This window comes from Clostridium intestinale (assembly GCF_035905475.1).
Classification (GTDB): Bacteria; Bacillota; Clostridia; order Clostridiales; family Clostridiaceae; genus Clostridium_T; species Clostridium_T intestinale.
Genome location: NZ_CP121166.1, coordinates 965,245 through 978,804 on the forward strand (window position 1 = coordinate 965,245; position 13,560 = coordinate 978,804).

The following is a 13,560-nucleotide window of genomic DNA, read 5'->3' on the forward strand; positions in this document are numbered from 1 at the left end:
TGAAGAGAATGAGTAGATTTAATTAATGTATCTAGAGAGGAAGTGGCTTTGGTGAAAACTTCTTACATATTAAATTGAAGCTGTCTTGGAGCTGATTTTCTTGAGTGATGCTAAGATTTTAGCATAATTAGGGTGGTACCGCGGAAGTTATGTCTTTCGTCCCTTGTTTAGGGATGAAGGGCTTTTTATTTTAATTTTTTTTATTGTTGGAGGTAAAGTATATGAAATTCATGGGAGCAAATGAGCTTAGAGAAGCGTATTTAAGTTTTTTTGAAAGTAAAGAACATTTAAGGCTTGAGAGTTTTTCTCTTGTACCTAAAAATGATAAGAGTTTATTATTAATTAATGCGGGTATGGCGCCATTAAAGCCTTATTTCACAGGACTTCAAGAGCCACCTAAAAACAGAGTAACAACTTGTCAAAAGTGCATAAGAACTGGTGATATTGAAAACGTAGGAAAAACCTCAAGACATGGTACTTTCTTTGAGATGCTTGGAAACTTTTCTTTTGGAGATTATTTTAAGGAAGAAATTATTCCTTGGGCTTGGGAGTTTATAACTGAAACTTTACAAATTCCTAAAGATAAGCTTTATGTAACTATATATTTAGAAGATGATGAAGCTTTTGATATTTGGACTTCAAAAACAGATGTAGATCCAAGCAGAATTTTTAGATTAGGTAAGGATGATAACTTCTGGGAAATAGGAGTAGGACCTTGTGGACCTTGTACAGAAATTCACTTTGACAGAGGAGAAGGTAAGGTTCAAACTGTTGAAGAATTTTTAAAGGCTGCTGATGATGATAGAATAGTTGAGTTTTGGAACCTTGTATTTACTCAATTTGATAAGGATGAGCAAGGAGTTTACAATAAACTTGCAAAACCTAATATAGATACTGGAATGGGACTTGAAAGAATAGCTACAATAATGCAAGGGGTAAACAATATTTTTGAAATAGATACAGTAAGAAGTATACTTAACAAGGTATGTGGGGTTACAAACTCTAAATATGGTGAGGACCCTAACAAAGATATATCTTTAAGAATAATTACTGACCATCTTAAGAGTGTTGCTATTTTAATTTCTGATGGAGTTTTACCTTCAAATGAAGGAAGAGGTTATGTTTTAAGAAGATTATTAAGAAGAGCTGCAAGACATGGAAGATTGTTAGGCGCTAAGGATATTTTCCTTATAGATATAGTTGATGTTGTTATTGAGAACTATGGAAAAGCTTATTCTAATTTAGTTGAAAAGAAGGATTATATAAAGAAAATTATTTTATTAGAAGAGCAAAGGTTTAATGAAACTATAGATTCTGGGATGGATATATTAAAGTCTTATATAGAAGAAATGGAGAAGGCTTCTGAAACTGTATTAGTTGGAGAAAAAGCTTTCAAATTATATGATACTTTTGGATTCCCACTAGAACTTACTATGGAAATATTAGAGGAAAAAGGTTTATCTTTAGATTTAGAAGGTTTTAATAAGTCTATGGAACATCAAAGAACCTCAGCTAGAGAAGCAAGAGGGGAAAGTACTTACATGGGTACTGATGATAAACCTATCAATAAATTAGATGCTTATATAGAAACTGAATTCTCAGGATATTCAAAACTTGAACTTAAATCAGAAGTGGTTGCATTAGCTGATAGTAGTGATTTAAAAGAAAAGTTATCCGAAGGAGATAAAGGTTATATAGTTACTTCTAACACTCCATTTTATGCTGAAATGGGAGGTCAAGTAGGAGACACTGGTGTTATTTATAATGATATTTTTAAGGCAGAAGTTTATGACACTAAGAAAAATGTTTCTGGAAAGACAATCCACTACGTTACTGTAGTTCAAGGTGAAGTTTTAGTTAATGAAGAAGTAACACTTAAGGTAAATAGAGTAAGAAGAAGCAACATAGGTAAAAACCATACTGCAACTCATATGCTTCATGAAGCTTTAAGAGAAATACTAGGAGAGCATGTATCTCAATCTGGATCTTATGTTGATGCTGAAAGATTAAGATTTGACTTTACACACTTCCAAGGATTAACTAGAGAAGAGCTTGACAAGGTTGAGGATTTAGTTAATGAAAAAATAATGGAAGTATTTGATGTTGATACTGATGTTATGACTATGGATGAAGCAAAATCTTCTGGAGCTATGGCTTTATTTGATGATAAATATGGTGATAAAGTTAGAGTGGTTTCTGTTGGGGAATTCTCAAAGGAACTATGTGGAGGAACCCATGTTAGAAATTCAGGAGAGATTGGATTATTTAAGATTGTTTCTGAAGCTGGTGTTGCAGCTGGAGTAAGAAGAATAGAAGCTTTAACTGGATTTAATGCTTTAAGATATATGGAAGAAAAACAAAATCTATTAAAAGAAGCTTGTGGAATATTAAAATGCAGCGAAAAAGAAGTAATTAAAAAAATTAATACAACAACTCAAGAGCTTAAGGAAAAGGACAAAGAAATTCAAGAGCTAAAGAGTAAATTAGTTTCTGGAATTGAAGATGAAATATTAGGAGCTAAAAAAGTAATAAACGATGTAGAAGTTGTTGCTTATGTAGTTTCAGATGTTGATGCTAATTCTTTAAGAGATCTTGCTGATAAGGTAAGAAATAAATTAGACCTTGGTGTAGTTGTTTTAGGTAGCGTTTTAGGAGATAAGGTTAACTTTGTATCTATGGCTACTAAAAATGCATTACCAAAAGGCGTACACTGTGGTAAAATCATTAAAGAAGTTGCTACCGTAGCTGGTGGTGGCGGTGGTGGAAGACCAGATATGGCGCAGGCGGGTGGTAAAGATCCGCTGAAAGTTAATGAAGCTATTGCCAAATCATATGAAGTGATTGAAAATTTGGTAAAATAGTGTACATTTTTAATATATTAAGTTATAATAAACTTAGATAATGGGTATATTTATTAATATGTTAATGTAATATTGTGCGAAGGGATGGTGAAGCTGCCTTTTAGCAGCGAATTATGAACGACAATATACAAAATACTATGATGTTTGATAGAAATAGAGATAAAAAAGATTTAACAAAGGCAATGCTGACAGAAGTTTATGATTCACTTATTGAGAAAGGATATAATCCTGTGAATCAATTAGTAGGCTACTTGATTTCCGGAGATCCAACATATATTACTAACTACAATGGAGCTAGAGCTCTAGTGAGAAAACTAGAAAGAGATGAGATTCTAGAAGAAGTAATAAAATCCTATCTAGGAATAGAGTAAAGAGTGCCTTCGGGTGCTCTTTATTGTTAATTGAGGAGTATATATAATGCGTATTTTAGGTTTAGATTTAGGTACAAAAACTATAGGAGTTGCTGTAAGCGATCCTTTAGGGTTTACTGCACAAGGGATTACTACTGTAAAAAGGAAGAACTTTAATAGCGATATCGAAGAAATAAAAAGGATATATGATGAGTATTCTGTACAAACTATAGTGATAGGACTACCAAAAAATATGAATGGAACTATAGGAGAAGCAGGAGAGAGAACATATAAATTTTGTGAAAAGTTAAAGGCTGCTTTTAATCCTGAAATTGTGTATTGGGATGAAAGACTTACAACTGTAGCTGCTCATAGAGCTATGTTAGAAGCCGACTTATCAAGAGAAAAAAGAAAAAAAATAGTGGATAAAATAGCTGCAACCTTTATCTTACAGGGCTATTTAGATAGAAAATCTAGATAGGGTTAATGCTTAATATATAATTTTAAAATATTTAAAGGAGTGTTTTTATGGAAAACGAAGTTGATAAAATTACCTTATTAGATGAGGACGGAGAAGAAAAAGAATTTGATGTTGTGACAAAACTTGATATTGAAGAAAATGAATATGTAATAGTTATTCCTTCAGATGGGGATGAAGAAGAAGCTGTTGCGTTAAAAATTGTTAAAGATGAAGATGGAAATGAGGTTCTTGTAAGCATAGAAGACGAAAATGAATTTGAGATGGTTGCAGAAGCTTATGAAACGTTATTTAGCGAGTAATTTATAGAAGAGAGGGTAATTTTATGCCATATTTAAATGAGGAAGAAGTAAATTCTTTAAAGGAAGATTTTAAGAAAAAAGGGTATAAGCTGACACCTCAAAGAAGAGCGATTGTAAACTCTATAATCAAAAATGAGGGTAAGCATTTAACTGCTGAGGAAATTTATGATGAGGTAAAGAGAGATTGTCCAGAGATCGGGTTAGCTACGGTTTATAGAACCATACTTTTACTTGAAGATTTAGGTATAATATATAAATTGGATTTAGATGATGGTTGTGCTAGATTCGAATTAGCTCATGAGGGCGAAAATCATAGACATCACCACTTAGTATGTAACGTTTGTGGTGGGGTTATAGAAGTGGAAGATGATTTATTAGATGAAATTGAACAAAAGATTCAAAATTCTTATAACTTTGCGATAACGGATCACTCAGTTAAGTTTTTTGGAGTTTGTGATAAATGTAGAGACAAATAAATAAAGGTATCCTCTCGATTGAGATGACATCCTTTGTAGACACCTATAAGAAGGAGGGGAAATATGAAAAGAGAAAAAGCAAAGGTTAAAATAATTCCTCTTGGAGGAATTAGTGAGATCGGGAAAAACATTACTGCTATTGAATTTAAAGATGATATCGTAGTAATAGATTGCGGAATGAAGTTTCCAGATGAAGATATGTTTGGAATAGACGTTGTAATTCCAGATGTATCATACCTACAGAAGAATGCTGATAAGGTTAGAGGAATATTCTTAACTCATGGTCATGAAGATCATATAGGAGCCTTGCCTTATGTTTTAAAGCAATTAAATGTTCCTGTGTATGGAACTAAACTTACCTTAGGGTTAGTTGAAACAAAATTAAAAGAGCACGGTTTATTAAGTTCAGTTGAACTTATAAGAGTAAAACCAAGAGAGGTTGTGAAACTTAATGCTGTGTCTGTGGAGTTTATAAAGATAAATCACTCAATTGCAGATGCATGTGCAATAGCAATTCACACCCCTATTGGAGCAGTACTTCACACTGGTGATTTTAAGATAGACTATACGCCTATTGATAATGAACCAACTGATTTTTCAAGACTTGCTGAGCTTGGAAGAAAAGGAGTACTTGTAATGCTTGCTGACTCTACGAATGTTGAAAGACCAGGTTATACCTTGTCTGAAAGAGTGGTTGGTGAAAACTTTATTAATTTCTTTGGAAAAGCTAAAGGTAGAATAATAGTTGCAACATTTGCATCCAATGTTCACAGAATACAGCAAATTATAACTGCAGCTCAAATATATGGCAGAAAAGTAGCTGTATCAGGTAGAAGCATGGAGAATGTTGTTCAAGTTGCAGTAGAGCTTGGATATATAGAATTTAATAAGGATGTATTAATAAGCGTTGATGATATTAATAAGTATCCTAATGACAAGGTTGTTGTAATAACTACAGGCAGCCAAGGTGAGCCTATGTCAGCTCTTGCTAGAATGGCGAGTTCTGATCATAAGAAACTTAATGTTATTGAAGGGGATACTGTTATAATATCAGCTTCACCAATTCCAGGTAATGAGAAGTTGGTTTCTAGAGTTATAAATCTTTTATTTAAAAAAGGTGCAGATGTTATTTATGAAGCATTAGCTGATGTTCACGTATCAGGTCATGCTTTCCAAGAAGAACTTAAACTTATGCATACTTTAGTTAAACCAAGAAACTTCATACCTGTACATGGAGAGTTTAGACACTTAAAACAACATGGAGAACTTGCTATGAAGCTAGGACTTCCGGAGAAGAATATCCATATTCCTGAAAATGGGGAAGTTATAGAGGTTACAAGAGATTCTATAAGAAAAAATGGAACAGTAACTTCAGGACAAATTTTTGTTGATGGACTTGGCGTTGGAGATGTTGGAAATATTGTTTTAAGAGACCGAAAACACCTATCGCAAGATGGAATACTTACTGTTGTAGTTACTATCGAAAAGGAATCTAGTACCGTTATAGCTGGTCCTGATATAATTTCTAGAGGATTTGTATATGTTAGAGAATCTGAAAGACTTATGGATGATGCTAGAGAGATAGTTAAAAAGGTACTAAGAAACTGTGAAGAGAAAAAGATAACTGATTGGGCTACAATGAAAACAAATATTAAGGATGAATTAAGAAATTTCTTATATGAAAAAACTAAGAGAAGACCTATGATTCTTCCTATAATAATGGAAATATAGATTTAGGAGAAATTTATGGTAAACATTAATGATAAGGTGAATGAATTAGCTAAAGCCTTAAAAGAAGATTCTCAAGTTGTGGCCTATAGAGAGGCTACAGAAAAAATAAATGGTAACCCAGAAGCTAAAAAGATGGTTGAAGATTTTAGAAAAATTCAATTTAAAGCATACAGTGAGCAAGTGCAAACTGGAACTGTTTCAGCAGAGACTCAAGAAGAAATGAGAAACTTTGGAACTATTATGACTTTAAATCCAGAAGTTTCAAATTACATTTCATCTGAAGCTAGCTTCGCTGTTATGTGGGACGGTATTTTAAAAACTTTAAATGAGGCAATAGGTGTAAATATTATTGCACCTTCTCAAGAATAAAGTTTGACTTTTTCTCACTATAAGATTAGAATGTAGTATAGACATGAAATTGGATACGTAAGTATCCAATTTTATTTTGCAAATTGTTTGGAGGAATAAATAATGAACTTAACTGTAAGAGAAGATATAAGAAATATAGCAATTATTGCCCATGTTGACCATGGTAAGACAACATTGGTAGACGCACTATTAAAACAAAGTAATATATTCAGAACTAACGAAAGAGTAGAAGAAAGAGTAATGGACTCTAATGACCTAGAAAAAGAGAGAGGAATAACAATTCTTTCTAAAAATACTGCTGTTATACATAATGGTATAAAGATCAACATTATAGATACACCAGGCCATGCTGACTTTGGTGGAGAAGTTGAACGTGTTCTTAAAATGGTAGACTCTGTTCTACTTGTAGTAGATTCTTATGAAGGTCCAATGCCACAAACTAAATTCGTTTTAAGAAAAGCACTTGAACTTGGATTAAAACCTATAGTTGTTATAAACAAAATTGATAAACCTAATGCTAGACCAGAAGAAGTTATAGACGAAGTTTTTGACTTATTCTTAGAACTTGGTGCTGAAGATGAGCAATTAGATTTTCCTATAGTTTATGCATCAGCAAGAGAAGGTATAGCAAAACTTGAGATAGATGAAGAATCAAGCAACATGGAACCTTTATTTAATACTATAGTTGAAAGAGTTGATGCTCCTAAAGGATATCCAGAAGAACCACTTCAAATGCTTATAACTACATTAGATACTAGTGAGTATGTAGGTAAAATAGCTATTGGTAAAATAGTTCGTGGAACTATAAAGAAAAACCAAAACTTATCAATAGTTAGAAAAGATGGAAGTACAACTAACTTTAAAGCTTCTAACATCTATACTTATGAAGGTCTTAAAAGAGTAGATGCTGATACTGCTTCAATTGGAGATATAATCGCTGTTTCAGGTATTGGTGACGCTAATATAGGTGAAACTATAGCAGATTCTGCTAATCCAGAAGCACTACCATTTGTTGATATAGACGAGCCTACTTTAAGCATGAACTTTATGGTTAATGATTCACCATTTGCAGGTAAAGAAGGAGATTTTATAACTTCAAGACATTTAAGAGACAGATTATTTAAAGAACTTGAAACAAACGTAAGTTTAAAAGTTGTAGAAATTACTCCAGACTGTTTCGAAGTATCTGGTAGAGGAGAACTTCACTTATCAATATTAATCGAAACTATGAGAAGAGAAGGATATGAGCTACAAGTTTCTAAAGCTAATGTTATATTTAAAGTTGAAAATGGTAAGAAGCTTGAGCCAATAGAATATTTAACTATAGATGTTCCAGAAGAATTTATGGGACCTGTTATGGAGAAATTAGGACCAAGAAAAGCAGAAATGGTCAATATGACATCTGCTCAAAATGGTTATACAAGATTAGAATTTAATATCCCAGCTAGAGGACTTATAGGATTTAGAAATGAATTCTTAACTGATACTAAAGGTAATGGTATAATGAATCACGTATTCCACGGATATGAGCCATTTAAGGGTGAAATTCCAGGAAGAAGCAGAGGATCAATAGTTGCTTTTGAATCAGGTGAAGCTATAACTTATGGATTATACAACGCTCAAGAAAGAGGTACTTTATTTATAGGTGCTGGAGTTGAAGTATATGAAGGAATGATAGTTGGAGAATCTTCAAGAGCTGATGATTTAGATGTTAATGTATGTAAGAGAAAGCAATTAACAAATACTAGATCTTCAGGTTCAGATGATGCGTTAAAATTAACAACTCCTAGAGCTATGTCTCTTGAACAATCTTTAGAATTCATTAATAGCGATGAATTAGTAGAGGTTACTCCTGAAAACATAAGAATGAGAAAAAGAGTTTTAAATAGCGGAGAAAGAAAAAGAACAACATCAAGAAATAAAAAATAATTAATAGCCTTAGGGCTTTTAATTATATTAAGAGTAAATTTACCTTTAAAGGTTGGAGGAAAAATGAGCGGAATTACTTATGATTATATGGAAAGCTATATAAGAGGACTTATTCCTGAAAATATTGGAATCTTAAAGGAACTCGAAGATTATGCAAAAGAAAATAAAGTTCCAATAGTTCAAAAAGAAACTGCAAAGTTTTTAGAGTTCATGGTAAGTTTTCAAAAGCCTTTAAAAATTTTAGAGTTAGGTACAGCTATAGGATATTCTGCAATAATGATGTATGAAGCAAGTGGAAAGATTGCTCATATAACTACCATAGAAAGAAGCGAAGAGATGATAGCTATGGCAGAAGAGAATATTAAGATGTTTTCTTTAGAGGATAATATAAAAGTTCTAAAAGGTGACTGTTTAGAGATTTTAGAAAACTTAGATGAGCAATATGATATGATTTTTATGGATGCTGGAAAAGGTCATTACAATCATTTTTTACCACATTGTTTAAGATTGCTTAAACAAGATGGAATTATTATTGCGGATAATGTACTTTTTAGAGGAATGGTTGCATCAAGAGAATTACTTCAAAGAAGAAAAATTACTATAGTAAAAAGAATGAAAACATATTTAGAGTTAGTATCAAAAGATGAAAGCTTAATCACCTCCGTTATACCGATGGGGGATGGGATAGCTATAACTAAAAGGAGGTAAGAGCATGAGAGTACCAGAACTACTAGCACCAGCAGGGAGTTTAGAAAAATTAAAAACAGCTATAGATTACGGCGCTGATGCTGTATATTTAGGTGGAAACAAGCTTAATTTAAGAGCTTTTGCAGATAACTTTACAAATGAACAAATAAAAGAAGGGGTAGCGTATGCTCATGAAAGAGGAAAAAAAGTCTATATGACTTTAAATGTTATTCCTCATAATGGAGATCTATACGGACTAGAGGATTACTTAAAAGAAATATATTCTCTTGAAGTAGACGCCATAATAGTAGCAGACCCTGGTATCATAGCTACAGCTAGAGATGTTGTTCCAGACTTAGAGATACATTTAAGTACTCAAGCTAACAATACTAACTGGAGATCAGCTAAATTCTGGTATGATCAAGGTGTCAAAAGAATAGTTCTTGCAAGAGAACTTACTATGAAAGAAGTTAAAGATATAAGAGAAAACCTGCCAGAAGATTGTGAGATAGAAGCTTTCATACATGGCTCTATGTGTATGAGTTATTCTGGAAGATGTGTAATGTCTAATTATATGACAGGTAGAGATTCTAATAGAGGTGCTTGTGCTCAACCATGTAGATATAAATATTACTTAGTTGAAGAGAAAAGACCAGGAGAATACTTCCCTATAATTGAAGATGATAAGGGAAGTTACATAATGAATTCTAAAGATCTATGTATGATTGAGCATATTCCAGAGTTAATGCAAAGTGGAATATATTCATTTAAGATTGAAGGAAGAATGAAAAGTTCATACTATGTAGCTGCTATAGTTAAATCTTATAGACAGGCAATAGATGCATATTTAGAGAATCCAGAAGGATATGAACTCAAGCAATCTTGGGTAGATAACTTATTAAAGGTATCACATAGAAGTTATCATACAGGGTTTTATTTTAATGAACCTAATAAACAAGTATATGACACATCTTCCTATGTAAGAGATTACGATATCGTTGGTGTGGTTAAAGAATATGATGAAGTAAATAAAATAGCTACGATAGAGCAAAGAAACAGAGTATTTGAAGGAGATAAGGTAGAGGTATTAGGCCCAGTTGGAGAAAACTATGAGATAGTATTATCCGATATGCATGATGGAAAAGGTGAAAAGATTGAAGTTGCACCAAGGGCTCAAATGATATTCTCAATTAAAGTAGATGCTCCTTTAAAAGTTAAAGATATGCTTATTAAAGGAAAAGATAACTAGAGGGGGATATTATGAATAAACCTATTCTTATTGGAATTACTGGGGGAACTGGCTCAGGTAAAAGCACTATAGCAAAAGAAATATATAATAACTTTTCTGAAAATCGTATAGGTATGATTGAACAAGATTCTTATTACAAAGATCAATCACATTTAAGTATGGAAGAAAGAGTTAAAACTAATTATGATCATCCAAAAGCTTTTGATAATGATTTATTAGTTGAACATCTTAAGCAATTACTAGAATGTAAAAGCATAGATAAGCCTATATACGATTTTTCAAATCATAATAGAAAAAGTGAAACTATAAAGGTTGATTCAAAAGAAATCATAATAATAGAAGGAATATTAGTTCTTGAAGATGAAAGAATAAGAGATCTATTAGATATAAAGATTTATGTTGATACTGATGCTGATGTTAGAATAATCAGAAGAATGGTTCGAGATATTAAAGAAAGAGGAAGAACTGTTGAGTCTGTTATTGATCAATACCTATCAGTAGTTAAACCAATGCATCTTCAATTTACAGAGCCTACTAAAAGGTATGCTGACATTATAATACCAGAAGGTGGACAGAATAAGGTTGCAATAGATATCATGGTTTCTAAAATAACTCAAATTTTACAAAATTAATTGAATAAAACATCTCTCTAGAGTCAAAAATTTAGCTGGGGAGGTGTTTTTTTGTTAAGAAAAAAATATTCAAAAAGACTAAGAGCCATGATTATAGTATTTTCGCTAATTTTATTAGTTTTATCATACAGAACATATGATGTTGTTACAAAATATAGTCCTCAAAGTACCAAGGGAGCTGTAGCTAATACTCAAGTAGAAAATTTGTCAGAAACAAATTACATGCTTTTAGATGCTAATGGCAAGGACTTAAGAAGCTACAAGAAAAAATATGTTGTTGTAATAGATTCTAAACCCTTTTCTTTAAATAATTTTGAAGAAAACATTGAGGGTCTTTTAGCCTTTAACTTCATTATGAAGTCACAGGTAGATAACTTTGCCTATGATGAGATTCTGAAAAAAGGTGGAAAAAGTTATTTTGTTGTTAATCAAGAGGCTTATGAAAAAGTTAATAAGATTCAGGGCGTTAAGGGAATATATACATATGTATATGATGAAATAGAAAGAAACTACGCTTGGGGAATTGGAGATATTTTAAGCAATATAAATGAAAAAAATAATTATGCGGAAGATTCAATGGAGGCAAAACTTCTTAAGGAGATAAAATCTAACAATCCTCCTCAAGGAAAATTTGAGATTGAAAAAGATGGAACTTACAAGGCAGGAGTATTAGGAGTAAATCCAGAAAATAAAAACATTAAATTAACCATAGACCTTGATATGAATGAAAAAATAAAAGATATATTAAATAAAGAGCAGTTTTCTAATTTAAGTAACATAGGGGTTATACTTATGGATAGTGAAACAGGGAAAATTAAGGCCTTAGTTCAAAAAGATGAATCTATGCCAAATATCTTAATTGGAGCTGAAGGATTAGGGTTTGAACCTGCTTCAACATTTAAATTAATAGTAGAAGAGGCAGCTTTAGAGAATAAATCAGTAACTTTGGATTCAACCTTTACATGTACAGGACAAATATGTCAAAAAGATGGAAAACCTTATTCTCATGGTACTCTAACCGTTAGAAGAGCCCTTGAGATATCTTGTAATGATACTTTTTACCATGTAGCTCAAAAGGTCGGTTATGATAAGTTGATGGAGATGGCTGAGAAGCAGGGACTGTATTCTAAGGTACTTGGTTTAACAAAAGAGGTTACTGGACAAAAACCTTTAGAAGAGGCTAGTTTAAGAAATATAGCAATAGGTCAATCTATGACAGTAACACCAATACAGATGGCAGGTGCTATAAATACTATTGTAAATAATGGTGTATATGTTGAGCCAAGTGTAATAGAAGGGTTTGTGGATAATAAAGATAATGTTGTAGATGCCTTTAATTATAAAAAGACTACAGTTATCTCAAAGGAAACAGCAAACTTAATAAAAGGTAATATGAGAGATGTAGTTAGTAAAGGAACAGGTACAACTGCATATATAAAAAATGTTGAAATAGGCGGAAAAACCGGTTCTGCTACTGGAAACAATGGAACTACCCATGGATGGTTTGCTGGATATTTCAAAAAAGGAAATAAAAATTACACTATTATAGTTTTTGCTCCAGATATCAATGGGAAAAACAAACAAGGAGAAGATTTAGTAGGTGGAAACACAGCAGCCCCTGTTTTTAAAGATATTGTTTTAGAACTTTTAAAATAAATTTAATGATACATGCAACATTGGATTATTATTTCATATTATATTAATAAGCATTATTAGGAGGCACATCTGTGTTTATGATTAGTAACCTTATAGATATAATATGTAACTTACCTTTATTGACTGGGTATATAAATAACAATAACAATACATTTCCAAAACCACTTTCAGAAGCTGATGAGGAATTGTATTTGAAAAAATTCCATGAAGGAGATGTATCAGCGAAAAGTATACTTATCGAAAGAAACTTAAGATTAGTAGCACATATAGTAAAAAAGTATTCAATGCAGAACAAGGATGTAGATGATTTAATCTCTATAGGAACTGTAGGCTTAATTAAAGCCATAGAGTCTTTTGACTCTTCAAAAGGTACTAGATTAGCTACTTATGCAGCTAGATGTATCGAAAATGAAATACTTATGCTTTTTAGAAATAATAAAAAAAATAAAAGTGAAGTATATTTACAAGATCCTATAGGAATAGATAAAGAAGGTAACGAGATATGTTTAATGGATGTATTGAGCAGTGAAAGTGATTCTGTAGTTGAAATAGTTGAAAATAATCTACAAGTGAGAAGTCTCTATAATAAAATGAGTAAGTTTTTAAGTACAAGGGAAAGAGAAATCTTAGAGATGAGATATGGATTAATAGATGGAAAGGTTAAAACTCAAAGAGAAATAGCTGTAATTTTAGGTATATCTAGATCTTATGTATCTAGAATAGAAAAGAAAGCTTTAAAAAAGCTAAATAAAGAGATGAACTTTAATAAGATATAGTTAATGACCAGAGTTAACCTCTGGTCATTAACTATAATTTTATGAAAAAAAGGAATTTAAGTTT

13 protein-coding genes and 1 other annotated feature (1 of these 14 only partly in view) are annotated in these 13,560 nt (G+C 31.9%); all 13 genes read left to right on the plus strand.

Annotation, left to right across the window (positions count from 1 at the left end):
- Window positions 1-167, plus strand: a binding site (T-box leader); it begins 10 nt to the left of the window's first position.
- A gap of 54 nt (window positions 168-221) precedes the next feature.
- The 13 genes from alaS to sigK all read left to right on the plus strand — a co-directional run bounded on the left by alaS (window position 222) and on the right by sigK (window position 13,496).
- The gene (gene alaS, locus P8F83_RS04970) at window positions 222-2,861 is read left to right on the plus strand and encodes an alanine--tRNA ligase (protein WP_326513706.1); all 2,640 of its coding nucleotides are present in this window, start codon (window positions 222-224) and stop codon (window positions 2,859-2,861) included.
- A 113-nt stretch (window positions 2,862-2,974) separates the two neighbouring features.
- Entirely contained in the window at window positions 2,975-3,232 is a 258-nt protein-coding gene (locus tag P8F83_RS04975; protein ID WP_021802211.1) for an IreB family regulatory phosphoprotein, read from the plus strand.
- Window positions 3,233-3,278: 46 nt separating this feature from the next.
- Entirely contained in the window at window positions 3,279-3,692 is a 414-nt protein-coding gene (ruvX, locus tag P8F83_RS04980) for a Holliday junction resolvase RuvX (RefSeq protein WP_021802210.1), read from the plus strand.
- A gap of 47 nt (window positions 3,693-3,739) precedes the next feature.
- Window positions 3,740-3,991, plus strand: coding sequence for a DUF1292 domain-containing protein (locus P8F83_RS04985; protein ID WP_073015851.1), 252 nt, complete (start codon window positions 3,740-3,742; stop codon window positions 3,989-3,991).
- A gap of 23 nt (window positions 3,992-4,014) precedes the next feature.
- On the plus strand, window positions 4,015-4,467 hold the full coding sequence (locus P8F83_RS04990; RefSeq protein ID WP_021802208.1) for a Fur family transcriptional regulator: 453 nt from the start codon (window positions 4,015-4,017) through the stop codon (window positions 4,465-4,467).
- 63 nt (window positions 4,468-4,530) lie between these two features.
- Window positions 4,531-6,198: a ribonuclease J gene (locus P8F83_RS04995; protein ID WP_073015852.1), complete on the plus strand. Its 1,668-nt coding sequence runs from the start codon at window positions 4,531-4,533 to the stop codon at window positions 6,196-6,198.
- A gap of 15 nt (window positions 6,199-6,213) precedes the next feature.
- A complete protein-coding gene (locus P8F83_RS05000; RefSeq protein WP_315109937.1) occupies window positions 6,214-6,567 on the plus strand; it encodes a YlbF family regulator in 354 nt (117 codons plus the stop codon).
- A gap of 102 nt (window positions 6,568-6,669) precedes the next feature.
- Window positions 6,670-8,496 carry a translational GTPase TypA gene (gene typA / locus P8F83_RS05005; RefSeq protein ID WP_181603380.1) on the plus strand — a complete coding sequence of 609 codons (1,827 nt, stop codon included), beginning with the start codon at window positions 6,670-6,672 and terminating at the stop codon, window positions 8,494-8,496.
- A 63-nt stretch (window positions 8,497-8,559) separates the two neighbouring features.
- Complete coding sequence (locus P8F83_RS05010; protein WP_326513707.1) at window positions 8,560-9,204, plus strand: O-methyltransferase; 645 nt, start codon at window positions 8,560-8,562, stop codon at window positions 9,202-9,204.
- Window positions 9,205-9,208: 4 nt separating this feature from the next.
- Complete coding sequence (locus P8F83_RS05015) at window positions 9,209-10,432, plus strand: peptidase U32 family protein (RefSeq protein WP_326513708.1); 1,224 nt, start codon at window positions 9,209-9,211, stop codon at window positions 10,430-10,432.
- Between the two features lie 11 nt (window positions 10,433-10,443).
- The gene (gene udk / locus P8F83_RS05020) at window positions 10,444-11,064 is read left to right on the plus strand and encodes a uridine kinase (RefSeq protein WP_073015857.1); all 621 of its coding nucleotides are present in this window, start codon (window positions 10,444-10,446) and stop codon (window positions 11,062-11,064) included.
- Window positions 11,065-11,115: 51 nt separating this feature from the next.
- Window positions 11,116-12,720, plus strand: coding sequence for a penicillin-binding transpeptidase domain-containing protein (locus P8F83_RS05025; protein WP_326513709.1), 1,605 nt, complete (start codon window positions 11,116-11,118; stop codon window positions 12,718-12,720).
- Between the two features lie 77 nt (window positions 12,721-12,797).
- A complete protein-coding gene (gene sigK / locus P8F83_RS05030; protein ID WP_275299588.1) occupies window positions 12,798-13,496 on the plus strand; it encodes an RNA polymerase sporulation sigma factor SigK in 699 nt (232 codons plus the stop codon).
- The last annotated feature ends 64 nt before the right edge of the window (window positions 13,497-13,560 follow it).

Coding starts and splice junctions, on each gene's coding strand:
- sigK (WP_275299588.1), top strand. CDS start 12,798: ATGATTAGTAACCTTATAGATATAATATGTAACTTACCTTTATTGACT.
- P8F83_RS05000 (WP_315109937.1), top strand. CDS start 6,214: ATGGTAAACATTAATGATAAGGTGAATGAATTAGCTAAAGCCTTAAAA.
- alaS (WP_326513706.1), top strand. CDS start 222: ATGAAATTCATGGGAGCAAATGAGCTTAGAGAAGCGTATTTAAGTTTT.
- typA (WP_181603380.1), top strand. CDS start 6,670: ATGAACTTAACTGTAAGAGAAGATATAAGAAATATAGCAATTATTGCC.
- P8F83_RS05015 (WP_326513708.1), top strand. CDS start 9,209: ATGAGAGTACCAGAACTACTAGCACCAGCAGGGAGTTTAGAAAAATTA.
- udk (WP_073015857.1), top strand. CDS start 10,444: ATGAATAAACCTATTCTTATTGGAATTACTGGGGGAACTGGCTCAGGT.
- ruvX (WP_021802210.1), top strand. CDS start 3,279: ATGCGTATTTTAGGTTTAGATTTAGGTACAAAAACTATAGGAGTTGCT.
- P8F83_RS04985 (WP_073015851.1), top strand. CDS start 3,740: ATGGAAAACGAAGTTGATAAAATTACCTTATTAGATGAGGACGGAGAA.
- P8F83_RS04990 (WP_021802208.1), top strand. CDS start 4,015: ATGCCATATTTAAATGAGGAAGAAGTAAATTCTTTAAAGGAAGATTTT.
- P8F83_RS05010 (WP_326513707.1), top strand. CDS start 8,560: ATGAGCGGAATTACTTATGATTATATGGAAAGCTATATAAGAGGACTT.
- P8F83_RS04975 (WP_021802211.1), top strand. CDS start 2,975: ATGAACGACAATATACAAAATACTATGATGTTTGATAGAAATAGAGAT.
- P8F83_RS04995 (WP_073015852.1), top strand. CDS start 4,531: ATGAAAAGAGAAAAAGCAAAGGTTAAAATAATTCCTCTTGGAGGAATT.